The following is a 25728-nucleotide window of genomic DNA, read 5'->3' on the forward strand; positions in this document are numbered from 1 at the left end:
ACAAACGGAATGGGCCCGTGTATTTTTATTCCTAACTAATGCTTTATTTATGTTGAAGAGGATTTCTACTGCACTTAAGCTGAATAAATTCTTAAATGCCGAATTTGCTCCAAGTTTGTTGTTCACTGCAAAATGGCTGGTTATGGCTATAATTGTAGGAATGCTTGCCGGATCTGCTTCTGCCATCTTTCTCATTTCTTTAACCTGGGCCACGGACTTTCGGGAAAACAACTTGTGGATCATTGCCCTATTGCCTTTAGGGGGATTCCTTATAGGCTGGGCCTATCACCGATTTGGGGAATCCGTAGTAAAAGGAAACAACCAGCTTCTAGAGGAGTTTTACAATCCCCTTAAAGTAATTCCCCTTCGTATGGCACCTTTAGTCCTTTTCGGGACAGTCATGACCCACTTGGTGGGTGGTTCCGCCGGACGTGAAGGAACCGCCGTACAGATGGGAGGTGCCATAGCAGACCAATTCACAAAATGGTTTCGATTCGATGCGCCAGACCGAAAAATATTGATTACCATGGGCGTAGCTGCCGGGTTTGCCTCTGTATTTGGTACACCGTTGGCCGGGGCAGTGTTTGCGCTTGAGTGGCTTCTTGTTGGACGCATCCGATACGAGTCGATCTTACCCGCATTTTTGGCGGCATATATTGCCAACTATACCTGCGCTACCTTATGGATGGTTCCACACACACATTATATCATCCCTGAAATCCCCAATTTGGATTTAATAAACCTACTTTGGATTATGCCAGCTGGCATTTGTTTTGGACTGGCTGGACGTGTATTTGCAAAAGCAATACATTTTTGGGGAATTCTGTTTACTAAAAAAATCACTTATCCACCCCTTCGGCCAGTAGTCGGTGGCATTTTAATTGCGCTATTCGTATACCTTACTGGTACGACCAAATATATAGGGTTAGGCATTCCAACCATATTGGATGCCTTTTCGGAAGATCTGCCGTGGTATGATTTTTTGGTGAAAATCGGAACGACTTCCCTTACCTTGGGAGCTGGATTTAAAGGCGGGGAAGTCACTCCGCTTTTTTATACGGGAGCAACTCTTGGCAACGCACTATCGGGTATTATCCCACTTCCGGTAGCACTTCTTGCAGGAATGGGGTTTGTTGGAGTATTTTCCGGTGCCACCAACACTCCTTTGGCATGCACCCTAATGGGAATCGAACTTTTTGGTGCTACCTCAGGAACCTATATAGGGCTTGCCTGTGTGGTCGCATATATGTTTAGCGGACATGCTGGCATTTACAACTCCCAAATCATAGGGTCACCCAAGCATCGAAAACATATATCAGCAAAGGGTAAAATGCTGGGAATGCTGGATAAAAAAACTTCGAATGATAAAACTCGAAATGACTAAAGACTTCAATTCATTTATGCATTCCACAATTCATCCGAAAATCAAAAAACCCCCGAAAATTCTAAGATCTCGGGGGTTTAAATGTATTTTAAAGACTTTATTTACTGCTACTAAGTGCTTCAGCACCCGCTACGATTTCCAATATTTCATTGGTAATCGCGGCCTGTCTTGTTCTGTTATATACCAATTTCAACTCCTTAAGTAGATCGTTGGCATTTTCAGTTGCTTTGTCCATAGCGGTCATCCGGGCACCATGCTCAGAGGCATTGCTGTCCAAAATAGCTTTGTAAAACTGAATCTTCAAGGAATTTGGAACCAATTCCTCAATGATATATTCACGTGAAGGTTCAACAATATAGTCCACCTGACTGGTATTGGAGGAATCAATTTCCTTTTTTTCAATCGGCAAAAATTGCTCTACCTGTACGAATTGGGTAGCGACATTTTTAAACTCATTATATACTAACACCACTTTATCATAGTCTCCCTTTTCAAAAGCTCCCATGGCATATTCAGCGGCCATCTTTACATTGTCAAAGGAAACGTCCTGAAAGAGAAAAGCAAAATCTGTTACTAATGGCATTTCCTGTTTTCTGAAGAAATCCAAGGCTTTCTTTCCGATAGGCATTGCCGTCACCTGCTTTCCAAGATATTTTGTTTCCAAAACATATGTGGCTGCTTTCAATACGTTAGAATTAAAAGCTCCGCATAATCCTTTATCGGATGTGATAGGAACTATTAAAATTCTCTCTGCCGCTCTTTCTTGGGCATATACGATATCGGTACTACCCTCTGTTCCTGAAGAAATACTATTAAGTATAGCCGTCAACTTCTGGGAATAGGGCCTCATCTGTATTATCTTTTCTTGGGCCTTTCTCAATTTGGCAGCAGCGACCATTTTCATGGCCCTGGTGATCTGCTGTGTCGAGCTGACTGAATTTATTCTTTCTTTTACTTCCTTAAGGTTCGCCATGATTTACTGCTATGCGGTTTTATTCCTCCCTAATACCTGAAAATAGTATTATTATACTTTTGCGTATTTGGGAGTCAGCTCGTTAACAGCCTTTTTTAACAATTCTCCAGCCGTTTCCAAATCTCCTTTTTTGATAGCCGTAAGGGCTTCAGGATATTGGGCGTTGATCAAATTATAGAAATCACCTTCAAATGCTTTCACATTCTCTACTGGAATCTTGTCTAGGAATCCCTTTGTGGATAAGTAAATTATAGCTACTTGCAATTCTACCGGTACTGGAGAATACTGCTTCTGCTTTAGAATCTCTTGGTTTCTTCTACCACGCTCAATGGTTCGCTTGGTTGTAGGGTCAAGATCAGATCCAAATTTGGAGAAAGCTTCCAATTCCCGAAATTGAGCCTGATCCAATTTCAATGTACCAGCCACCTTTTTCATGGCTTTTATTTGAGCATTGCCACCCACTCGGGATACGGAAATACCTACGTTAATGGCAGGACGAATTCCCGCGTTGAACAGGTTGGTTTCCAAGAATATCTGTCCGTCTGTAATGGAAATTACGTTGGTAGGGATGTAGGCAGAAACGTCACCGGCTTGTGTTTCGATAATTGGCAACGCAGTCAATGATCCACCTCCTTTGACCAAATGTTTGATCGATTCAGGTAAATCATTCATCTGCCTGGCAATATCATCCGAAGCATTGATTTTTGCAGCCCGTTCCAATAATCTGGAATGAAGGTAGAAAACATCACCCGGATAGGCTTCACGTCCCGGAGGTCTTCTAAGTAAAAGAGACACTTCGCGATATGCGACAGCCTGCTTGGAAAGGTCATCATAAACCACCAAAGCGGGCCTTCCGGTATCCCGGAAAAATTCCCCAATAGCCGCACCTGTAAACGGAGCAAAGAACTGCATAGGAGCAGGATCAGCCGCAGACGCACTGACGATAACTGTATATGGTAAAGCGCCGCCTTTTTCCAAAGCAGCGACTACGTTGGCCACTGTAGAAGCTTTTTGTCCTATGGCTACATAGATACAGAATACGGGCTCGCCACGCTCATAAAATTCCTTTTGGTTCAAGATTGTATCGATAGCGACGGCTGTTTTGCCTGTCTGCCGATCACCAATGATCAATTCACGCTGTCCTCTACCGATAGGAATCATGGCATCGATGGACTTAATACCCGTCTGAAGGGGTTCATTTACCGGCTGACGGTAGATTACGCCAGGAGCCTTTCTTTCCAAAGGCATTTCATACAATTCTCCTAAAAGAGGTCCTTTGCCGTCAATTGGAATACCCAAGGTATCTACTACACGACTTAGCATCCCTTCGCCTACTTTCAGGGAGGCAATTTGGCGGGTTCTTTTGACGACATCCCCTTCTTTTACAGTTTTGGAGTCACCAAACAATACCGCGCCCACATTATCTTCTTCCAAATTCAAGACCATGGCTTTCATGCCATTCTCAAATTCTATCAATTCTCCGGCCTGCGCCTTAGAAAGTCCATAGATGCGGGCAACACCATCACCTACTTGTAGGACGGTACCCACTTCTTCCAGTTCAGCATGAGTTCTCGCACCGGAAAGTTGTTCTTTCAGGATTGCGGAAACTTCATCAGGTCTTACATCTGCCATTATTATATTGGATTATATAGTAGTTACTATGTTCAATTAATATTTTTTCTCGTAGAGATTTTCGGTAAAATCCAACTTCAGTTTTCTCAGCTGACTACTGATGGACTCGTCGAGTTGTTTATCGTCTATTTTCAGGACAAACCCACCAATAAGATTTTCGTTGATTTTCTCCTTGAGCTCTACTTTCTCTTTCCCCGATATCTCTTTGACAATACTTTTGAATTCAGCTCTTAGTGCATCATCTATTGCAAATGTAGTCGTCACTTCGGCCAACTGTATCCCCATGTGTTGGTTGTATTGCTTGTGAAATTCCCTTGCAATACTGGGCAAATAGGATTCCCTACCCTTTTGGGAAACCAACTTGAAAAAGGAACGTGTTAGCTCCGAAGTCTTGGTTCCAAACAACGCATTAATCACCGAAAGTTTTTTATTAGAACCGACGATTGGACTTTTGATCAAGGAAACAAAATCGGAACTGATTTGCTCAATTTCCAAAAACCTATTCATATCCGTATGTACAGCATCCAGAATACGCTTTTCTACGGCTAGGTCTAGCAAGGATTTGGCATATCGGGAAGCAACTCTAAATTCTGACATCCCTTAATTGAGTTTTATGTCCTTTACAAATTCTTCTACTAATTTCTTTTGTTCGGGTACTTCCGCTAAGTTTTTACGGAGAAGCTTTTCTGCAATATGAAGAGAAATTTCCGCCACCTGAATTTTAACATCGGTTAAGGCAGCTTCTTTCTCTGTCTGAATGATTGCCTTGGCATCTTGGATCATTTTTGCCCCTTGTTTTGCCGCCTCGTCTTTTGCTTGCTCCATAATCTTGGCAGCATATTCATTCGCTGATTTAAGAATTTCATCCCGTTCGATTCTTGCTTCCTGAAGAATTTTTTCATTTTCCGCTACCAAGCCTTCCATGTCCTTGCGTGCTTTTTCAGCAGCATACAAGGCGGTTTCGATGGTACCTTCCCGCTCTTCCAAGGCAGAAAGAATGGGTCTCCAAGCATATTTGGCCAAGATTATAAAGAGAATGGCAAATCCAATCGTTTGCCAGATAATCAAACCTAAATCGGGACTAATCAGATCCATAGCTATATTTTTACTTCGTGATTGTTCAACTGTAAAATGGGGATCAACCTAACGTTGATCCCTGATTTTTTTTAGAATGTAAGGTTGCCATTAAGTGCAATAAGTAGACATACTACCACTGCAAATAAAGAAACCACCTCAATAAGTGCTGCGATGATCAACATGGCTGTCTGGATTTTTCCAGCAGCTTCAGGCTGACGCGCAATACCTTCCATGGCTTGTCCACCGATACGACCGATACCTAGACCTGCGCCAATCGCTACAATTCCGGCACCAATACCAGCACCCATAAGTGCAAAACCGGCAGTCAATAATAATGAAGTTAACATACGTGTGATTTATTTATATAAAATTGAACAAAGAAATTCTTCTATTAATGATGCGCTTCTTCATGCCCGTGGTCAGCAACCGCCGCCCCGATATACATAGCAGAAAACAACGTAAATACATATGCCTGAATGGTGGCTACCAGCAATTCGATGATATTTATAAATACGACCATTAGCGTACTTGCCACACCTACCGCATACGATTCAAATACAAAGATTAGCCCTATAAAACTTAGGATCACAATGTGTCCGGCGGTAATCGCAACAAACAATCGGACCGTGAGTGCAAAAGGCTTTGTAAACAATCCTATAATTTCAACCGGGACGATAATCAATAACAAGGGAAGAGGTACACCCGGGGTGGCGACCACGTGCTTCCAATACGCTTTGTTTCCGTTGAAATTGGTTACAAAGAAAGTAATGATAGCCAAGGTGATGGTCACGGCAATATTTCCGGTAAGGTTTGCCGCCCCTGGCAGAAGCCCCATTAGGTTACCTATCCAAATAAAGAAAAAAAGAGTAAGCAGGTAGGGGGTGAATTTTTTGTATTTCGGCCCAATATTGGGAAGAGCAATTTCATCTCTGACAAATAGCACGATAGGTTCCACAAAAGAAGCGATTCCCTTCGGGGCTTTATTTGGATTGCTTTTGTAATGTCTGGACGCCGATAGCAGTATATATAGCGTGATCGCAAGAACCAAAAAGAGCATGGCAACATTTTTGGTAATAGAAAGGTCAATGAATGACCTGCTTTCATCTACACTTTTGAGCTTGTCGTTCTCGTCGATAAAGTAGCCATTGTGCTCTTTACCGAATAGGTGGGTTTCGGGATCTACAAAGCTGGCTGAGGAATAAAACTCAAACCCTCGATCTGACGAATAAATAATCACCGGAAGTTGCAGCGTAACATGCGTATGGCCCACTGTGGCAAAGTGCCAGGCATGAGAATCCTTAATATGGTGCATTATGAAGCTCGTCTTGTCTTCAGTTCCACCGGCAGCCGCGAAAGCACCAGCCGTAAAAGTCAGGAAAATTACTGACAATAAAGCAGTTAAGCGTATAAATTTGCGAACCATCAACATTAATATTATTGCCTATTTCAAATGAAGGCGCAAATTAGTTATTAAGCTGTAGATATCAAACAATAAGTACAACAAATAAATAGTAAAGAAATTTATCACAAACCAAAGGATATTTTTATCCCCGCCCCATAATGCCACTAAAACAAAGGCTAGGCTGACAAGCAATCTGAAAACTGCGCTACCTAAGATTATAGACACAGAATTTAATTTGTCCTTTTTTAGAAAATGTATGGAAACCACGCCAGTAAGAGCAGTGAGAATGACATAAAATATAAAGATGGCCCAGATTTTTTCATGGATCCATCTGCCGGGGAAAACCTGCTGAAGAAAGTAAATTAAACCCCCAAGCATAATTGATCCAATTAGCAACTGCAACAAGTGGGCTTTGGTAGGAGTCATAATTAAATGGGAGTTCGGTCGCGTTATTTTGAGCTTGAATTGTCTTTGGGCAGACTTTTAAACAACTGATAAAAGGCTACTCCAATTGAAAGCAAGCAACCGGTAAGTAACCAGACCGGAAAATTCCAGGAGTTGTTTTGATCAAAGTAGTATCCAATCCATGTTCCTAAAGCAATAATAGCCATCATTTGAAATGCCACCCCAATGAATCTGATATAGTCGGGGGTCTTGTAACCAGAAGTCTTTTCCTTTTCGGTAGCCATTTGTTAGTAAACTGCTTAATTCAGGGAATCTTCTGCCATATTTCCCATGTTGCACTTGCCATTCAATTCCGCACCATTCTCTATGATTAGTTTTTTGGTGAAAATATCCCCGATAATAAGTGCCGTTTTTCTCAAGAAGAGGGATTCGGAGCAGCGAATTTCTCCCTTAACATGGCCTGAAATCTCCACTTCCTTGGCAAACACATTTCCATTTACTAGGGCAGATTCTCCAATAATAACTTTGTTCTGCGACTCCAGTGACCCCTCCACATTTCCTTCTACGCGAATATTTCCGGGAGTGGCAATATTCCCTACTATGATGGTACCGGCAGCAACCAAATTGCTGGAAGTTACCATTTCAGTAGTTTTTCCTTTTTCCTCTTTACTGCTTGCCATATTTAATCAAAGGTAATAAATTCTTGCGGATTAAGCGGGTTGCCTTTATACCAAAGCTCAAGGTGGAGATGTTGACCGGTGGTGAGTTCACCTGTGTTTCCTATGATCGAAATAATCTCGCCACCCCGAACGGCGTCGCCTACAGCCTTTAATATTACGGAATTATGCTTGTAAATTGAAATCAACTCATTGGAGTGCTGTACGCCTGCCACGTAGCCTGTTTCCAGCGTCCAAGAGGAAAATATCACAGTGCCCTCAGCAATTGCTTTGACGGGCTCGTTCTCTGCAGCTACGACATCCACGCCGAAATGACCTGAAGACGGCGTAAATCCACTTACTACCACTCCCTTGACCGGCGGAAAAAAGTAAGTGTCTGTAAAGGCACTGCTACTTATTCTTCCAAAGCTATTTTCATCCAACGGCATACTTTCAAATTCCCTCACAACGCTAAGGGTGGCTTCGCTGTATTTATACAAATCGATTTCATTTCGTTTTACTTCAAGCTTGTTTTCCTCGAGGGGTTGGGGAGCCTCCTCTGGCAATTCTTCACCTGAGATGATCTGCTGAATATTCTTCACATAAAGATCCTTGGCCTCTACTTCTAGAATCAGGGAATCGATGGCATCGGAAAGCGCATATATTTTAGCCGTATTCTCCGACTCAATGTAGGCCGGATCAAACCAACGGGCCAAGAGAGACTTCGAAAGCATCAAAGAAATCCCAAATGAAGTCATTAAAAGTAAGGATAACAATAAACCTATCTTTATCTTCGTAATACTAAATGAAGTGATTACAGAGAAATCCTCCTCCCTTCGAATGACGAAAAGAAATTTGGTCTCAATCCAATCGTTTAATTTTTGTTTTACGTTCAATTTTAATCTGATTAATTGAATTTAATTCCACAAAAATAGAATATTAATGGAAGCATTTACATATTTATTTTAAATGCGGTAATTTGTCCCACCGGAAAATGAATAAAGTTTTGAATAGAAAGATTCTATTAGTTGCATACTTGCTTGGATGTGTGTTGGTTTTTTCCTGCACCTCCCAGAAGGATACTTTTATGAACAGACTTTACCACAACACAACGGCCAGGTTCAACGCATATTATCTGGCAAAAGAAAAAATGGAAGAACTTGACCGGAAGATTATGGAGGAATATGAAGAAGATTTCTCACAAATCCTTCCAGTTTTTTACCCCCTGGATAGTGCAGTAATTGAAGGTAGCGAGGCTGAACTTGATGAAATCAGGTCCCTTTGCTCAAAAGCAATTGATTGGCACCGGATTAGCAATTGGGTGGATCCTTCTTATTTTTTGTTGGGAAAGGTCGACTACTATATGGCAAATTTTGATGATGCTCAAAACACATTCAAATACCTCAATGTAAATAGTAAGCAAGATGAGGTCAGGCATCTTTCCCTGATTCATCTACTCCGCCTATTTGTTGATTTGGAGAAATTTGACGATGCGGTCTATGTGATGGACTTCCTATCGAAAGAGACCTATATCAGCGATGAAAATCGCTATATGTTGTATAAAACATTGGCCTACTACTATGAAGCCAAGAAAGAACAGGATATGGTGGCACCGGCCCTATTCCGTGCGCTTGAATTTGCCGAAAACAAAAATGACATTTCCAGGATAAACTTTATTTTGGGTCAATTGTATCAACGTGCAGGTTTGGATGCTGTTGCATATGAATATTACCAAAAGGCAGTGACAGGAAGTCCTACCTATGAGCGAACATTCTTTGCCCAGCTGTTTTCTCAACAGGTAGCCGAGTTGGAAAAAAGCAAGGATTTCAGAAGGGTACGAAGCTATTACGATGACCTGTATAAAGACCGGAAAAATATAGAATTTCGGGATGTGATATTGTATGAAAAAGCCATGTTTGAATACAAACAGGAAGAAATTCCGGAAAGTATACGTTTACTTTCGCTTGCAGCAAAAGAACCTACGGAAAACCGACGGCAGAAAGGATATATTTACCAGAAATTGGCTGATATTTATCTTCGGGACAATAATGACTACTTAACCACAAAATATTATTTAGACTCGGCAATGGAGCAGTTTCGGGAGACTGACCGAAACTACGCTGCCCTTGCTGCCCAGAAAGAGGTCTTTGACAATTACGCCCTTAATTTTGAGCTGATTCAAAGAAATGACAGCCTTATTGCCCTGAGCAAATTATCGCCGGAAGAACAGGAAGCGTTTGTCGAAGATTTTTTGAAAAATGAGGAAGCCCGGCTTTTACGTGAAGCAGAAGCAGCCAAATCCAATAAATCAAGCAGACCGTTTGAAAATCTCCTTGCATCGGTTGGTGGGGCGTCTGGTTCCACTTTTTACTGGGATAATCCGACCGCCATTCAACAGGGAGCTATAGAATTCTCCAGGGTATGGGGTAAAAGAGACCTGACTGACCACTGGAGAAGAAGTAATAAAAGTTTTCAAGAATCTTCCATGGGTCAGCAGGATGAACAAAACATTGAACCCTCCGCTGAACTAGCCATAGATGGAGGGGAACAGACTGATGGGCAAGTTCCAACTTTGCCTGATAGAAATTCACTTCTAGAACGAATACCAAAAGACGAATCCACTATAAAAAATATGCTGGATGAAATGGAAGATGGCTATTTTAATCTAGGCAAGCTATTGTTTTTTGACCTAAAGGAACCTCAAAAATCTATTGCCTATTTGGAAAAGCTGGTTTCTCAATATCCCAATTCAATTAAAAAACCCGAAGCTTATTATACTATGTATTTGGCATTTAAGGAGTTAAATGAAAACACTGCTCACTATGCTAATTTGCTAAATGAGGAATTTCCGGATTCCCAATATACCAAGTCGGTAAACAACCCCGAGTCAGTGTCCGGTACCCAGGCCAATTTTGAGTCCTCAAGGAACTACCGGGAGGCCTATATACTTTATCAATCCAATGAGTTTGACCAGTCTAGGAGTATAATTAGATCAACGCTAGACGAATACCCACTTTCCAAAAACACGGACCGACTTTTGCTATTGGACATCATGATCTCTGGAAAATCCGGCAATACACAAGAATTTGTACAACGCCTAGAAACCTATATTTTAAACGTCAATGATCTGGATTTACTGTATTTGGCAAAGAATATGCTTAGAAATTTTGGAGGAACTGAAGATGGCGCCCTAGCTGACAATACCATGGCAGCTGAGGGGACCTCCGAGGGCGAGCTCGAAAGTACAGAATCAATAGATGAAACACCGGAAACACCCGCTGAAGAGTCGCCTTATAGTTTAAATCTAAATCAAACGCATGTATTTATACTTGCCATTGAGCCTGGAATTGCATCGGAATCAAAAAATCTAACAGCCGACTTGGAAAACTTCCACTCACAAAACTTCACCAATGACCGCCTCAGAACGGGAACCATTTCCCTGACACGGGAAAATACGATTGTAATCATCAGTCCGTTTTCCAATGGGGAGAAGGCTACAAAATACCGGGAAGAGTTTTTAAAGAGTTTTAACACGGAAAATTTATCCGAAGAACTAAAAATGAGTAGTTTTGTGATTTCTATTGAAAACTTTCAACAGTTGAACAAAAGGAAAGACATAGATGAATATAAGGCTTTTTATAAAGAGTCTTACTGAACTAAAAATGGCCAAGAAAAAAAACACTAGCTCCTCCGTTGATTTTAACAAAATCATTCGATATCTCTGGGGAATTTTCATAGTAGGAACAGTTGGTTTCCTGCTTTTTATTTTAGCCGTAAGCTCAAATTTCTTGGGTTTATTTGGCGAAATGCCTGAATTCAAGTCACTGGAAAATCCGGAAAGTGAACTGGCTTCGGAGCTGTTCTCTAGCGACGGCTATCTGTTGGGTAAATATTATAGAGAAAACAGAAGCCCAGTAACTTACAGCGAGTTATCCAAAAACACAATCAACGCGCTAATCGCCACTGAAGATATCCGTTTTGAGAAACATTCCGGGATTGATGCTAGAGGACTTTCTCGCGTTTTGATCAAAACCATCCTCTTGCGACAAAAAAGCGCAGGTGGAGGTAGCACCCTAAGCCAGCAGACAGCCAAGAACTTGTTTAAAACCCGAAGTCGGGACACGCAGGGGCTCCTAAATAAAATCCCAGGATTGAACATGCTCATTATTAAGACTAAGGAATGGATCGTAGCCACACAACTGGAAAAATCCTATACCAAAGATGAGATTTTGACCATGTACTTGAACACCTCAGACTTTGGAAGTAATGCATACGGCATCAAGACTGCGGCGAAGACCTTTTTCAACAAAGAACCAAATGACTTGAATATTCAGGAATCGGCGACTTTGGTTGGACTTTTCAAAGCACCATCCTACTACAGCCCCGTTTTTAACCCCGAAAATTCAACTAGAAGAAGAAATACTGTATTGGATCAAATGAGAAAGTATGAATTTATCACAACCATACAGTATGACTCAATTTCAAAATTGCCCATAGAATTAATTTATAACGTGGAGAATCACAACCGTGGTTTGGCTACCTATTTTAGGGAAGTTGTAAAGGCGGATTTGCTGAAATGGACCCGTGAAAACCTCAAGCCAGACGGATCTACCTATGACTTATTTGGGGATGGTTTGAGGATTTATGCTACCGTAGACAGTAGGGTTCAGCGGTATGCTGAAGACGCCATACAAGATCATATGGCAGATTTGCAAAAGAAATTTGATACAGAGGTTGGTAATAGGGAACCGTGGATAGACAACCGCGGAAGAGCCATACCCAATTTCATAGAAAATGCGGTGTTACGTACAGATGCCTACCGGAACCTAAAAAGGAGATACGAGTCTAATGAAGATTCAATTCAGTATAAGTTGAATGAAAAGAAAAAAATGCGTGTCTTCTCTTGGGAACAAGGGGAAATAGATACCTTGATGAGTACGATGGATTCTATGAGGCATTATAAAAAATTCCTTCAGGCAGGGTTTGTCTCTATGGACCCACACACTGGGCACATCAAAGCGTGGGTTGGTGGAATAAATCACAAGCATTTCAAGTACGATCACGTAAAGCAAGGTAAAAGGCAGCCAGGTTCCACCTTTAAGCCATTTGTGTATGCCGCAGCCATAGAGAATGGCTATGGTCCTTGCTACATGGTCATTGACCAACCGGTTGAAGTTAATATTCCTAACCAACCTACCTGGAGACCAACTAATGCGAATAATAAGTTCACATACGAACGGATGACTATACGGAAGGCTATGGCCCAGTCTGTCAATTCCGTGACCGCCTATATGATGAAAAAACTCAGCCCGAGGGTTGTGGTGGAAACGGCCCATAGACTGGGGATTACGAGTGATTTAGATGAGGTTCCGGCACTTGCCTTGGGCACAAGTGATGTATCAATTATTGAAATGGTTGGTGCATTTAGCACGTTTGCCAACAAAGGGGAGCATATTACTCCGATCTATATAGACCGGATTGAGGATAAAAACGGAAATGTTTTACACCAGTTTATCCCAAAAAAGAAGCCAGCGATGAGTGAAGAACACGCCTACTTGATGCTGTATATGCTCCGAGGTGGAACAGAAGAGGAAGGTGGCACCAGCCAGGGCGTTCCCTGGGCACTGAGAGATCAAGGAAATGAAATCGGAGGAAAAACTGGAACCACCCAAAATGCTTCCGATGGTTGGTATATGGGTGTCACCAAAGATTTGGTCAGTGGAGTATGGGTAGGTGGAGATGATCGCGCTATCCACTTCCGAAGCTGGATTAGTGGGCAGGGATCCCGCACAGCACGGCCTATCTGGACCAACTTTATGGCCAAGGTGTATGAGGATGCATCACTGGGAATTACAAAAGGGCCGTTCCCAAGACCTGAAAGACCTCTGAGCGTTGAAATTGACTGTTCTATGTATGATTTCGACCGAAACCAGTTTGACGAGTTTGAATACGACACGAATACGACAGACTTCTAGCGTCAATAGCTTGTAAGATCACAATTGCCCCGAGCTATGCCAATGGAACACAATCCAAACCTAGATTCTCCATCCTACAGTACAACAGAATATCATCTTCTACCTGATCAGCCAGGTGTTTATCGATATTATAATTCTGATGGAGAGTTAATCTATGTTGGAAAAGCCAAAAGCCTAAAAAAGCGGGTAGCCAGCTATTTCGGGAACAGTATTGGCATTAACCGAAAGACCAGGCGCATGGTGAAGGAGATTAAAAAAATCGAATTCACCATGGTTAACTCGGAATTTGATGCACTTTTGCTTGAAAACAACCTGATCAAAAAATCACAACCCAAATACAACATCCTTCTCAAGGATGACAAAACCTACCCATACTTGTTATTGACTAAAGAATCCTTTCCAAGGATATTTGCTACTCGAAGGGTTATCCCGTCAAGAGGGACATATTTCGGACCATTTGCGAGCGTCAAAGGCATGAACAATGTGCTGGAACTGATCCGATCCTTATTCACCATTAGAACGTGCAAGCTGGACCTCTCTCCCTACAAACTGCGTGAAAAAAAATATAAGGTTTGTCTTGAATATCATATAGGCAACTGTTTAGGACCCTGCGAGGAATTTCAGTCTGAAAAAGATTACCTAAACGAAATCGAGCAAGCGAAGCATATCTTAAAAGGAAACTTGGGAGTCGCCAAAAACCACTTTAAGGAAGCAATGCAGGAAGCAGCTGAAAGGCTGGCTTTCGAATCTGCACAACGGTACAAGGAAAAATTGGATTTGCTAGAAAAATACCAGGCAAAGTCACTCGTCATCAGTCCATCTGTCAACAGCTTGGATGCTTTTTCCATTGTCAGTGACGAAAAATTCGCCTTTGTAAATTACTTACGTATCAAAAACGGAGCACTTATCCTGTCCAAGACAGTTGAGCTGAAAAAAAGGTTGGATGAAGAGCCTTCGGAATTGTTGCTAACGGCCATTATCAGACTTAGGGATCAATTTCAAAGTGATGCCAAGGAAATCATCGCCAACATACCCTTTGAAGATGAAATAGAAGGTTTTCAAATTACTCAGCCAAAAATCGGCGATAAGAAAAAACTGATCGAGCTTTCATTGAAAAATGCCCTGTATTATAAAAAAGAGAAGGCCTTACTAGCCGGAGAAAATGAAGACAAAAAGAACAGGGTACTCCGCCAACTGAAAAATGATCTTTCTTTATCAGAGCTTCCAGACCACATCGAATGCTTTGACAATTCCAATATTCAGGGAACAAGTCCAGTAGCCAGTATGGTTTGCTTTCTGAATGGAAAACCAGCTAACAAAGAATACCGCCACTATCATATCAAGACTGTAGAAGGACCTAATGATTTTGCCAGCATGACAGAGATAGTTGGCAGAAGGTATAAGCGATTGTTGGATGAAGAAAAGCCGCTTCCAAAGCTGATTGTTATCGATGGTGGGAAGGGTCAATTGTCCGCATCTGTCGAAGCACTACGTGCACTGGGGATTTATGGGAAAATTCCAATTATAGGCATTGCAAAGCGGTTAGAAGAAATCTATTTCCCCGAAGACAGTTTCCCGATTTACATTGACAAGAAGTCTGAGTCACTCCGACTGCTGCAACGGATACGGGATGAGGCACACAGATTTGCAATAACCTTTCACCGGGACGTCCGCAGCAAAAAGGCTTTTGGGACCCAGCTTACGGATATAGAGGGTATTGGACCCGGAACTGCGGAGAAGCTACTTTCCCATTTCAAATCCGTGAGAAAGATTAGAGAAGCGGAAAAAGAGGCACTGGAGTCGCTTATTGGGAAGGATAAAACAGAGAAGTTATTAATACACTTACAAAACTGGGAAACCGCTGAATAAAAAAAGCGGGCTAAAACCCGCTTTTAATTTTTTACCATTCCCAAAGATCATTTTCCCATTCGAGCAACCCATACTCAAATTCAAGTGACTTCAAATAGGCTTGCATTCGTGCGTTCGGTTGGCTATTATCCACCATATCCGCAATTAAGGCGTTATCCGCATTGGTGTATTTTCTTACAACAGATTTGAACAGACGCATATCAAATGCTTGGTTGTAGGGAATACTTTTGGATGTGTTTTGGAAGTTTAGCCATTTAGCTTCAGGATCATTTTTAAAGTGATTATAGAAATCCTTGTATCTGAAAAACCCTATCGTCCTCTCGCCTGCGTTACTGTTAGTTTCAGAAGGCATAACCAATTGCAGGTATTTGATGTCAAACTTTATTTCGGATCTATTTTTGTCAAAAAGAAAATCTTCCTTAAAATCCACAAAATAAAGATCCCTTACAAAAATACTGTCACCAAGCTCATTAATCCAAAAGTTAGTCTCGAAATCGGTAATACCTAACTCTTGCGTAAAATCCTCATCCGCATAGGGCTTTAACATACCAGACTGTACTGCTCCTAAGATATTCCGGACAATTCCTCCGAGCTTAAGCCCGCCAGTACCATAGAATGGGAGATTATATTTTTCCCGTAGGTCTATCCTTCGCCAAACGCCAATTTGATACATCTTGTCGTCTTCCCGGATAGGCAATACTGAAAAGGTGGTATCCATAACGGACCTTGGGTTATCCCCTCCATCAAATTGGGAGGTAGGCTGCTGAGCCAGGACATCAAGGTTAATAATAAAGATAAGCAGGATGGATGTAATCAGAGAATATTTACCCGTTGCTTTCATATGATTATAATTGTTTTTCAGTTGCCATATGGAATCTCGCATGTAGGATAATCTGCTCCATTTATGACGGTTTCAGTCCTGCTCGATTTCATAATTTCATTTTTTTAATAGCTTACTACTGAGTAACGTCGAAACCAGCGTATTAGCGTATGGCCATACTATAAACCTCATTAAAAGGACTAGCAATTTTATTTCCTTGGAAGTTTGTACGCGTTACCTCGTTTATAATAATTATCAGTCTATCTCCAGCTTGGGCTTCCGCCAACAAACTTGTGGTTGAAACATTCCTGCCGGAAATCCTCACTGATGCCCTCGGAACATCATTTCTCACGAGTCGTACCTCACCAGAAGTAACTTCAAAATTAGAATCCCTGGACATAGTCTGTGCAAACGTAGGCTCTGGCACAGCTCTAATCTGTAAAGATCGTGGACCTGGAAAAGGGAAGGGATTTTGAAAGTCTATAGGTGTATCCCCGTTAAATGCTCTGATGGTGGGGGCTGGCACCGGTCTGATATCATAATCAACAGATCCAATTCGATTGCCTCCACTAGACACACCAATAACCACTTTGCCGCTTCTACCGGGGATAATGGTAACATCCCCTGCTCGCTGACCTTTAATAGCCTGTCCACCCGTAACGGAAAACTCAGGAGCATAAGAGTTTCCCAACGCAGGTACGTCAATATTCAAGTCGTTGGCGCATTCAGCGTAAAGCTGGCTAACCACTACTGATGAAACTTTAATTAGTGGCTGAGCGACAAAATATTCGTAATCCACCGAAATTAAACTGTCTACACCACCAATAGGTACAATTATCTCCCCTTTCAGCGTTCGTCGGGCCAATCCCCTATCGTCATAACTGGAAGCTGGAGCAACAGGAAACTCTATCTTGCCAAAACCATCCACCACTGGAACTGTACGCCCGTCCGCAGACATCCTAAGTTCGGCACCGGAGGAAGCGGAAGCGATAAATAGATCAGCTTCAAATTTGGTTCCGGCTGCCACAACGTTTGAATTAGCAGCAACCCGTGCCATCAGTCTATCGGCTTCAAATATAAAGGAACCCAACGAGTTGGTGATTGCAGTAAGCGCTTCACTTTCGATGTTCAAAACCTCATTTTGATGCTGACTGAGGATTGCCAACACTGCTCCAACCGGAGATTTTACATAGTTTAAATTTACGTAATCCTTGTAATTGACTTCCCTGTCATTTTTAAACAAATCGATTTCACTTGCATCCTTAGCAATATCTCCAAAAGAGGAATTTATACCCAAACTGGATAGTATGCCGTTTATTTCCGCAGGATATACATTCAACTTTTCTTGCATTTCATATCCAACCCGGTTATTGTTGAACAAGTTACCTGGGATTTCAACGTTTTTAAGGGCCGCCGTTCTAAAATTTCCTTCGTCGTTTTTCAAATTAGCCTGCTGAATTAGGCTTTGTTTGATGTCTTCTAAGTAACTATAGATTTCTCTACTTTTTGTCCTAATCTGTTGGGCTGCGGCCACTTTAGGAAGGTCTTTCTCATTGTTTCCCTGTTGTTCAACAGTAGAAGCTATAATATCTAAGGAAAACTCATTTTTCTGAATGTAATTGCTGGAAGTTCGCTCCAGACCATCATTCAACAAAATGAATTTCTGCAATATTTGATTACTTATTTGTAAGGCCAAAAGAGCCGTGAGGACCAGGTACATCATACCGATCATCCGCTGTCTTGGTGTTTCTTTACCACCCGCCATAATCTATTTTAATTTTTTCAGGAACAAAATTTTGTAACACGAATTTGAAGCAAATACTGTATTAAGATTTCATGGCAGTTAACATACCACCATAAACTTTATTCAACGCGTTCACGTTTGAATTAAGCTTTGCCAATTCTGTTTTGAAAGACTGGGTTTCTTTGCCCGCCTCATTGAGGCCTTCCATAGCGGCCGCAATATTGGAGTAAAATTTATTAATTACTTTCACATGGCTTTCGGTTTCCTGTAGTTCCATTTCATAAATATTATTCAGTGCGCCCAGGCTTTTCGTCACATTGACTACCTGCTCCCTATATTGTCTGGCATCCTGCGTGGCAGAAGTCATTTCTGCCAGGGCTGTTGCAGTCTTCTCGTAGGAGGTGTTTATGGACACAAGTGAAGTAGAAGCTTTCTTGAGGTTTTGCGTATATTCGTTAGTTGCCAAAGTAGCCTCTGATATATTGCCCATTTTCTGCGCAGAAGTGGCTAAATTTTGGATTCCTTTTCCCAAACTTTCAATCAGATCCGGACCGATTTTAGCATTTTCAAGCAGACTGTCCAGTTTTTGGGCAGTCTGATCGGATTGTACTGGTGAAGCCTTTCTTGATATTGGAGTAGCACCCGCATTTTCTCCCTCTGCTAATTCCGGATACACTTTCGCCCAATCAATTTCTTCGTTTCTTGGCTCAAAAGCTGAGAGAAAAAATATTACTGCCTCAGTACTCAACCCTACACCTATCATAAGATTTGCAAAAGGCCAGTCGAGAATTTTAAACATTGCACCCAAAATTACAACTGCTGCGCCGATGCCGTAAATCTTTGGCATAACGTCTGTATAGAACCTATAAGATAAGGATTTTTTGTTTGTTGCTGACATACGTTTTTTAAAAAGAGGGGTGATTATAAGTTAAATTGTCTAATTAAGGAATCTGTTATCTTCTACTTCTTCGGTTGGACTTCACACTCATGGAGCCAGATCTACCAATATAGGTCATGGCTGTTCTGAATCCGATATGTGCTGTCTTCAAATCTTGATATTCATAATTTCTTGTACTTGTCTCCAAATAATGAGCCACATCTTTCCAAGATCCACCACGCACGACCTTTCGGGGTTCGTTTTCATCAAAATAGGTTGGATTCATATCCCAAACCAACGCATTCGCCGCTGGATTATATGCATCTTCCACCCATTCCGAAACATTTCCTGCCATATTGTATAATCCATATCCGTTAGGCGCAAATGCATCTACCGGCGCTGTGTACGCAAATCCATCATCAATATAATTACCTCTACCCGGTTTGAAATTGGCCATTAAGCAACCTCTTCGATTTTTAAGGTAAGGGCCACCCCATGGATATTTGGCAATATCTTTTCCGCCTTTGGCTGCGTATTCCCATTCTGCTTCGAAAGGCAACCTAAATTTTGGCATGTCAAATTCCGACTGATCATTAGCATTCATGTGATAGGATTTCCATTCACAGAATTGCTTAGCTTGGTTCCAACTCACTCCAACGACAGGATAATCATCAAAAGCCGGATGATCAAAGTAATATTGCATCAAGGGATCTCCGTAATGATGCGTAAAACTATTGGTCCATACCGTAGTGTCAGGAATTAATTCCTCGATATTAAACTGAGGAGGTTCAGCTTGTGTGGTTGGAGTGCCTAAGGCAAGTTCGCCCATGCGTACAGATTCCAGAAATTGCCTATATTTATTGTTGGATACTTCATACTTGTCCATAAAGAACTCTGAAATGGTAACCTGCTTGTTCATGGAAGACATACTGAGAGAGATATCCTCATCCGCTTGGCCCATCCAAAAGGTTCCGGCTTTCACGGGTACCATTTGATGAGGCAGTGCTTGTTGCCAGCCGGATCTCTTAGGAACCCCTGTAACTTCACCCCTTCTATTCTGCTTTTCACTGGCAGCACCCTTGCTTCCAAAAAGCCCGCAACCCTGAAGTAGCGTCGCAACGATAAGCCCAATTGCGAGAGCAAAATAACGCGAGTTCATTTTTCGTAACATAAATGACAATAAATTAACTACATTCAATTTCAACAATTTAACTCATCAAAGAAATCGAAATTTAGAAGAAAATAATAGAAAAACACAAATAATTTGGTTTTTTATACTTCGGTTTTAAAATCTAAATCTCGGTGTTCTCTGTATTACCCTTTCCAATTCTTTTCTGACTTGGGGGAGGTCGTAAGTTAACATAAATTCGTGAGTAGTAGGGGATTTTGCTTCAAGGCCTCCCACGACTAGGTCAAATGCGTAACCTAAACGTAAAGAATTATCCCTTAACAAACTGTATCCCAGCAAAACAGATGCTGATTCCTCCCCTCTATATGCTAATCCTAAACTTATTTTTTTGTTGTACGTGCCTATAACGCTAACGTCATAAGAAAAATTATTCAAAGATACTGATTTTAATAATATACTTGGTTCAACACTGAACAATGCAAAAGTGTTTATTCTGTAGCCGACTAGTAAATAATGATGCCTTTCCAGTTGGTTTCCCAGCGCCCCATCTCCAAAATCAAATTCTGGCTCATTAAAATGCCTTGTACTTGCCCCTGCATAAAAATTGCTTCGGTCATACAAAAAACCTAAAGAAAAGCTATTGTTAATCTGATTTTCCCTACCTGCGCTCGGTAGGCTTGGATCTGGATTTACCGGGTTCAATTCATCGTACTTTAATGTACTGGAAAAAAACCCTCCTGAAGCACCAAAACTAAGTTTCCCTCTACCCACTCTTAAATGATAGGCCAAAGATAGGTTAATTTCCTGGTTGTTTGAGATGCCAATGTCATCGTTGACGACAGTAAGGCCAAAACCAAGGTTCGTTTTCTCGAATCCTCCGGAAACGGTTACAAGCTGGGTGGTTGGCGCCCCGCCACCTCCTGTGCCAGTGGTATACGAAAGCCACTGACTTCTATGCAAGGCAGAGAAGGAATATCCTGCGTCCTTTCCGGAAAATGCAGGATTATAAAAGAGGCCGTTGTACATATACTGCGTAAACTGAGCATCCTGCTGGGCAGTTAGGGGAATAGAAAATAAAACCAATAGGGGTAAACAGACGATGACACTCCTATACAGGTAAATTCTTTTCATCATGTGTAAATGACTTTTTGACTTTGAAAACCTATTCTACACATTTTAACTGAAATTACCTTAAAAAAGATTAAAAGTATTTACAATTTGTTTGCTTTTTTTATGTAAAGTTCCAGAGCGCCTGTCATACTCGGTGCGTTTGGAAGCGGCGCTTCAATATCCAAAATCAAATGTTGCTCTTTAACAGCCTGGGCCGTAGTCGGTCCAAACGCAGCTATGCGGGTGTTATTCTGCTCAAAATCAGGGAAGTTCTGATATAGTGACTTGATTCCTGATGGACTGAAAAAAGCCAAAATGTCATATTTAATATCTTTGAGGTCGGAAAGATCCGCCGGTACTGTATGGTAAATAATCGCCTCCGAGTAATTGATATTGTTTTTTGCAAGATAATCAGGGATGTCTTCCTTTCGGATATCCGAGCAGGGAAACAAATATTTTTCAGACTTATGTTTTTTGAAATAGTCAAACAGATCTGCCGCAGTCCGCGTTCCCACAAACAATTTTCGCTTGCGGATAACAATATATTTTTGCAGATAATGCGCAGTTTGATCCGAGATGCAGAAATACTTCATGTCTGCGGGCATTTCAATTTTTAGCTCTTGGCATATATTGAAAAAATGGTCAATCGCATTTCGGCTGGTAAAAATAATTGCCGTGTGCTTTAGGATATCAATTTTTTGCTTTCTGAATTCCTTTACCGGTACTGGCTCTACTTGGATGAATGGCCGAAAATCAATTTTTATCTTGTATTTTTCGGCTAACTGAAAATAAGGTGACCTTTCATCGGTAGGTTTTGGCTGAGACACCAGTATACTTCTAACCCGGTTAAGTCTGTCTTTTGTTGAATGAGTCATCTTAATTTTTTCCTTAATTAGTAAGTTTACCCCATGAGCAATTTAGTAATCACCAAAAAGGGAATCAATTCTGCGGTGCAAATGTAAGAAAATAAATGGTAATTTTTTAATGTTAGTTTATTCGTCATTAATATCCAAAGCATGCCTGTGGCCACCAAGTAGTATATGAAATACCCCTTAATCAAAAGAGAAGTAAGTTCCACCAAATCAGCAGATGCGTTTGCAATGCTGAAAACTAGCACCACAAGAACGACGAGTAATCCTAACGAAATAGCCCTTAGCATATAAAGAAAATGGGGAATTTCAAATTTCAGAATCGAAAAAATAATTGACAGGACTTTGAGCCACACATATTTGACAAACAGTACGAATGTGCCAATTACTGTACCCAACAGCCAAAAAAAGAACAGGCCATTTAAATCTCTTGCAAGTGTATAAGCCCCTAGATCAACATCAAGAAAATAGAGGCCACTGATGGCGATAAGTATAAGCACTAGGTTCACCACCAACAAATAAAACAACAGCGCACTCGAGAAAAAACGAGAGGTGATAGTCGTATCGGTAAGCTCTTCCGCTGTAACCAAAAACCTGGGGTTTAAAAAAATACTGAACACAGTCGGATGAACGATCCGGAATATGGCTACCAACAACAAAATAATTAACACACTTAGAAAAAAGAATTCTCTAAAATCGTCCTTAGTCCGTTTTAAAAACTCCTCCTTCATTTCAAATGCAGGTGCTCCAAGCACCTCTCCATTTTGGAAATTTATCTTTTGTACCGACACCTGGCCAAGTTCAATTTCCGGCTTGAAGATTACCAGCTCAACCTGCTCCTCTTTTGCTGGTGCCAAACGCTGAATTTCTGTCATTGGCAGCTGATAAATCGTGTCGGATACAGACAAATCCCATAACACCCCAGCCAAAAATACTGCCGCGCCCTCTGGAACCTTAACTTGAAGATGGGATAAGGGAAAGCTGTTCAGCGGAATGGAAACCGTCAACTTTTCAGTCGTCTTTAAAATCGTTCCCCTTGTGGTTACCTTCAGTTCCGGGTTGAAATTTTCCAATACCTGAGCACGCCCCATTTGAAAGAAGCTACAGCAAAAAATAAGGGTGACAAGGAAAAGTATCCGATTGCTTTTCATTTAAAATCTTCCGGTATAGCCAAAGTGTATTCGTGAATAATTGAACCCCAAGGGTTGGGTTTCCGAACTGCCTAATGCATAGACAAAATTGAAAATCCCCCCTTTGGTCTGCATGCTAAACCCTCCCCCAAATGAGAAAGGGAAATCCCTTCCCAGTTCGGTTACTTGGTTGTTAATTCCGGCAGCGTCCACAAAAATCAAAAAATAGGACGAGGTATCAAAGTAAAATCTCGGCTCAACGGTAAGATAGGCATATTGACTTGCAAAGAAGTAGTTTTCATTAAACCCCCGAATAGACTTTAGTCCTCCCAGCCGGAAAAGATCGTTGAGCAGCAAGTTTGGATTGGCTGTTTGGCCTGCCTGTAGATTGACCATCGTTCCCAGCTGAGGCCTCCATAAGTGATGGTAAGTAATACCACCCTGTAGATAATATTGAAAAGTTTCTCTGTCGATGTCCTCATACAACCTTGGGGCCAAACCTGTGTTTTGAACAATCCGTTTATTGCCCAATCCAAAAGTAAATGATGAAAGAATGCCACGTTTGGGGAAAAACACATCATCCACTGTGTTGAATTCCAAGCTCATCCCGTAATTGGTGAACCTAAAATCCGCAACATCTGGCAGAACTTCAACCTCTGCCAGCTGGGAAGTTGAAAGCAAATCACCTGTCTGCCGCCTAGTGAAAAAACTCAGATACGTCGATGGGCTCACCCGGTATCCGACGTCCAGCTTAAAATCCCTGTTCAAAAACGTAGTGTCTTCCTTGAGGAGGAAAAAGGAGGCCTTTACATCCAGACCGGAGCCCAATACCATAGGCTCTACGGCAGTCAGACGCAGGTTTTGAGAATACTGGCTTAAGCGCTGCCAGGAGGCTAGGTAGTTTCTGCCTTTTCCGGATACATTATATAATGCAATATCAAACTGTCCAGTTACCAATAATTTATTGCCCTCCACCTCATTGGGCAGGATGCCAATGATCCCGTCCAAGCTGTTTATTCTTCTGTCATTGATCGGGAAATAGACCGTTGCTTCTTCATTTTGAAAACTAAGCTTTGGCTCTCCCACCAGCTGGAGATAGGGAATATTTTTTAATAAACCGAAGGACCGATCCACCTTTGCTTGAGAAAATGGCTCTCCAGGTAGGAGATCCATTAGCCGGGCGAAAAAGATAGGGCGCGTCAGTGAGTTGCCCGTCACCCTTAGGGTATCAAATGTAATTCTTGGTCCGGCATTATAGGCAATAGCTGCCCCAATTTGTTGTCCGGTTAGGCGGATACTGTCCAAATGGATGGAAGCAAAGGGGTAACCCTGATTTTCCGACACCTTCAGTACAGCATCAAAAATCCGCTTCACCGCTGTATAGTCAACCGGTATTCGTTGAAATTTTTGGGGGTCTATTCCCGATTTGAGAATCAACCACTCCTCCAGATTCCCTTTATTTAAAGAAAGCCATTCAAACCTTTTACCGGTTTGAATTTTCACATTTTGGTCTCCCTGTTCAGTAATATATAATTCGGCCACATGGGCGAATAGGTATCCTTCGCCTTGAAGAATGAATAGCAATTCACGTACAAATTGGTGTCTGGAAAGTGTATCGGCAAAAACCTCTTCACCCCGGCGTTCAGTTTCACCAGTTATTATATAGGTAAGTTTAAAGTCGGCGTTTCCAAAAGCTAACTCAGCTAAAAAGAAACCCGACATAAAAAGCATGGTAGACGTAACCTTTTTTACCAAACTCCTCTCACTTTCATTTGGAGGGTATACACGGCGTCAGACGCGGTGATAAACAGAGTCTTTCTATCCCCAGCCGCAAAACATACATTGGCTGTCCAAGGTGCATCTACCGGAATATGGCCTATCTGTACACCTTTAGCATTGAAAATGGTCACCCCATCTCCGGTCAGATATACATTTCCCCGGTTATCGATGGTCATTCCGTCTGAACCCATTTCTACAAAAAGCTGCTTGTTGGTCAGGTAACCGTCTTCCTCAATATCGTAAACATAGGTCTTCTTGGCACCAATATCGGCAACGTATAGTTTTTTACCGTCAGGTGTACCTACGAGCCCGTTTGGTTTCACCAGAGTCTCATCTACCCGAAACAATTGTAGGCCATCGTCGCTCACGTAATAAAGATGTTCACCGTCTTGTTGCATCTCCGGATCTCTTTCCCAATAATCCCTTTTGTAGAGGGGATCAGTAAAATAAATCCCTCCACGGGGATTAATCCACAGATCGTTGGGACCATTGAGTTTTTTCCCTTTAAAGCTTTCAACCAGCACTTTTTTATTGCCATCCCTGTCAATAGACCAGAGCTCATTATTCATGTCCGCACAGGCAAGTAAGTCACCTTTTAGGTTAAAATAGAGACCGTTGGATCTACCAGCTTCCTCTTCGAAAGTAGATAACTCACCTGTAGTAAAGGTCCATTTTAAAATCTTATTATTTGGCTGGTCAGTAAAGAAAACATTCCCCGGCCTATCCACGGCAGGGCCCTCAGTAAATTTATACCCATCCCCCAGCTTTACTACTTCGGCATTTTTGGCTACCAAATTACTTTTGACTTCCATTTGGGCCAATCCCGGAACAGTATATATAAGAAAGGAAAGCAGAACGAGGCTACTGATTTTTTGGGAAAGTTGATTCATTTTTTGA

At 41.7% G+C, this 25728-nt stretch carries 22 protein-coding genes; 4 read left to right on the plus strand and 18 right to left on the minus strand.

Annotated features, from left to right (window positions below):
* Nucleotides 1-49: 49 nt before the first annotated feature.
* A complete protein-coding gene (locus tag FQ608_RS02080) occupies nt 50-1384 on the plus strand; it encodes a voltage-gated chloride channel family protein (protein WP_158856134.1) in 1335 nt (444 codons plus the stop codon).
* A 97-nt stretch (nt 1385-1481) separates the two neighbouring features.
* Here the strand turns inward: FQ608_RS02080 and atpG are convergent, their stop codons facing one another.
* The 9 genes from atpG to FQ608_RS02125 all read right to left on the minus strand — a co-directional run bounded on the left by atpG (nt 1482) and on the right by FQ608_RS02125 (nt 8425).
* Entirely contained in the window at nt 1482-2357 is an 876-nt protein-coding gene (gene atpG / locus FQ608_RS02085; protein ID WP_158856135.1) for an ATP synthase F1 subunit gamma, read from the minus strand.
* A gap of 51 nt (nt 2358-2408) precedes the next feature.
* Entirely contained in the window at nt 2409-3989 is a 1581-nt protein-coding gene (gene atpA, locus FQ608_RS02090; RefSeq protein WP_158856136.1) for a F0F1 ATP synthase subunit alpha, read from the minus strand.
* Between the two features lie 36 nt (nt 3990-4025).
* Nucleotides 4026-4586, minus strand: a complete 561-nt coding sequence (gene atpH, locus FQ608_RS02095; protein WP_158856137.1) for an ATP synthase F1 subunit delta — start codon at nt 4584-4586, stop codon at nt 4026-4028.
* Nucleotides 4587-4589: 3 nt separating this feature from the next.
* Nucleotides 4590-5084: a F0F1 ATP synthase subunit B gene (locus FQ608_RS02100; protein ID WP_158856138.1), complete on the minus strand. Its 495-nt coding sequence runs from the start codon at nt 5082-5084 to the stop codon at nt 4590-4592.
* A 71-nt stretch (nt 5085-5155) separates the two neighbouring features.
* A complete protein-coding gene (atpE, locus tag FQ608_RS02105; RefSeq protein ID WP_010854327.1) occupies nt 5156-5413 on the minus strand; it encodes an ATP synthase F0 subunit C in 258 nt (85 codons plus the stop codon).
* A 44-nt stretch (nt 5414-5457) separates the two neighbouring features.
* A complete protein-coding gene (gene atpB, locus FQ608_RS02110) occupies nt 5458-6489 on the minus strand; it encodes a F0F1 ATP synthase subunit A (RefSeq protein ID WP_158856139.1) in 1032 nt (343 codons plus the stop codon).
* A 428-nt stretch (nt 6490-6917) separates the two neighbouring features.
* Nucleotides 6918-7157, minus strand: a complete 240-nt coding sequence (locus tag FQ608_RS02115) for an AtpZ/AtpI family protein (protein WP_158856140.1) — start codon at nt 7155-7157, stop codon at nt 6918-6920.
* Between the two features lie 15 nt (nt 7158-7172).
* Complete coding sequence (locus tag FQ608_RS02120) at nt 7173-7553, minus strand: bactofilin family protein (RefSeq protein WP_158856141.1); 381 nt, start codon at nt 7551-7553, stop codon at nt 7173-7175.
* A gap of 2 nt (nt 7554-7555) precedes the next feature.
* Complete coding sequence (locus tag FQ608_RS02125; protein ID WP_158856142.1) at nt 7556-8425, minus strand: M23 family metallopeptidase; 870 nt, start codon at nt 8423-8425, stop codon at nt 7556-7558.
* A gap of 98 nt (nt 8426-8523) precedes the next feature.
* Here FQ608_RS02125 and porW point away from each other — a divergent pair, with 98 nt between their 5' ends.
* The 3 genes from porW to uvrC are packed head-to-tail and all read left to right on the plus strand — an operon-like array spanning nt 8524 to nt 15373.
* Nucleotides 8524-11184 (plus strand): type IX secretion system periplasmic lipoprotein PorW/SprE, encoded by a 2661-nt coding sequence (gene porW, locus FQ608_RS02130; protein WP_158856143.1) that lies wholly within the window; start codon nt 8524-8526, stop codon nt 11182-11184.
* Between the two features lie 7 nt (nt 11185-11191).
* Complete coding sequence (locus FQ608_RS02135) at nt 11192-13504, plus strand: penicillin-binding protein 1A (RefSeq protein WP_158856144.1); 2313 nt, start codon at nt 11192-11194, stop codon at nt 13502-13504.
* A gap of 36 nt (nt 13505-13540) precedes the next feature.
* Nucleotides 13541-15373: an excinuclease ABC subunit UvrC gene (uvrC, locus tag FQ608_RS02140; protein ID WP_234364011.1), complete on the plus strand. Its 1833-nt coding sequence runs from the start codon at nt 13541-13543 to the stop codon at nt 15371-15373.
* Between the two features lie 31 nt (nt 15374-15404).
* On the opposite strand, the gene porN is transcribed toward uvrC, so the two are convergent.
* The 9 genes from porN to FQ608_RS02185 all read right to left on the minus strand — a co-directional run bounded on the left by porN (nt 15405) and on the right by FQ608_RS02185 (nt 25721).
* The gene (porN, locus tag FQ608_RS02145) at nt 15405-16256 is read right to left on the minus strand and encodes a type IX secretion system ring protein PorN/GldN (protein ID WP_449405371.1); all 852 of its coding nucleotides are present in this window, start codon (nt 16254-16256) and stop codon (nt 15405-15407) included.
* A 100-nt stretch (nt 16257-16356) separates the two neighbouring features.
* Complete coding sequence (porM, locus tag FQ608_RS02150; protein ID WP_158856145.1) at nt 16357-17958, minus strand: type IX secretion system motor protein PorM/GldM; 1602 nt, start codon at nt 17956-17958, stop codon at nt 16357-16359.
* A gap of 61 nt (nt 17959-18019) precedes the next feature.
* Nucleotides 18020-18835: a type IX secretion system motor protein PorL/GldL gene (porL, locus tag FQ608_RS02155; RefSeq protein WP_234364012.1), complete on the minus strand. Its 816-nt coding sequence runs from the start codon at nt 18833-18835 to the stop codon at nt 18020-18022.
* A gap of 55 nt (nt 18836-18890) precedes the next feature.
* Nucleotides 18891-19985: a T9SS ring complex lipoprotein PorK/GldK gene (gene porK, locus FQ608_RS02160; RefSeq protein WP_158856146.1), complete on the minus strand. Its 1095-nt coding sequence runs from the start codon at nt 19983-19985 to the stop codon at nt 18891-18893.
* 114 nt (nt 19986-20099) lie between these two features.
* The gene (locus tag FQ608_RS02165; protein WP_158856147.1) at nt 20100-21077 is read right to left on the minus strand and encodes a PorP/SprF family type IX secretion system membrane protein; all 978 of its coding nucleotides are present in this window, start codon (nt 21075-21077) and stop codon (nt 20100-20102) included.
* Between the two features lie 77 nt (nt 21078-21154).
* Nucleotides 21155-21928 (minus strand): uroporphyrinogen-III synthase, encoded by a 774-nt coding sequence (locus FQ608_RS02170; protein ID WP_158856148.1) that lies wholly within the window; start codon nt 21926-21928, stop codon nt 21155-21157.
* Between the two features lie 26 nt (nt 21929-21954).
* Nucleotides 21955-23073: a DUF4271 domain-containing protein gene (locus tag FQ608_RS02175; protein ID WP_158856149.1), complete on the minus strand. Its 1119-nt coding sequence runs from the start codon at nt 23071-23073 to the stop codon at nt 21955-21957.
* Nucleotides 23074-24774, minus strand: a complete 1701-nt coding sequence (locus FQ608_RS02180) for a BamA/TamA family outer membrane protein (RefSeq protein ID WP_158856150.1) — start codon at nt 24772-24774, stop codon at nt 23074-23076.
* Nucleotides 24775-24800: 26 nt separating this feature from the next.
* Nucleotides 24801-25721 carry an SMP-30/gluconolactonase/LRE family protein gene (locus tag FQ608_RS02185; protein ID WP_158856151.1) on the minus strand — a complete coding sequence of 307 codons (921 nt, stop codon included), beginning with the start codon at nt 25719-25721 and terminating at the stop codon, nt 24801-24803.
* Between the last annotated feature and the right edge of the window lie 7 nt (nt 25722-25728).

It is taken from the genome of Lunatibacter salilacus, from assembly GCF_009797935.1.
In the GTDB taxonomy this organism is placed as follows: Bacteria; Bacteroidota; Bacteroidia; order Cytophagales; family Cyclobacteriaceae; genus Lunatibacter; species Lunatibacter salilacus.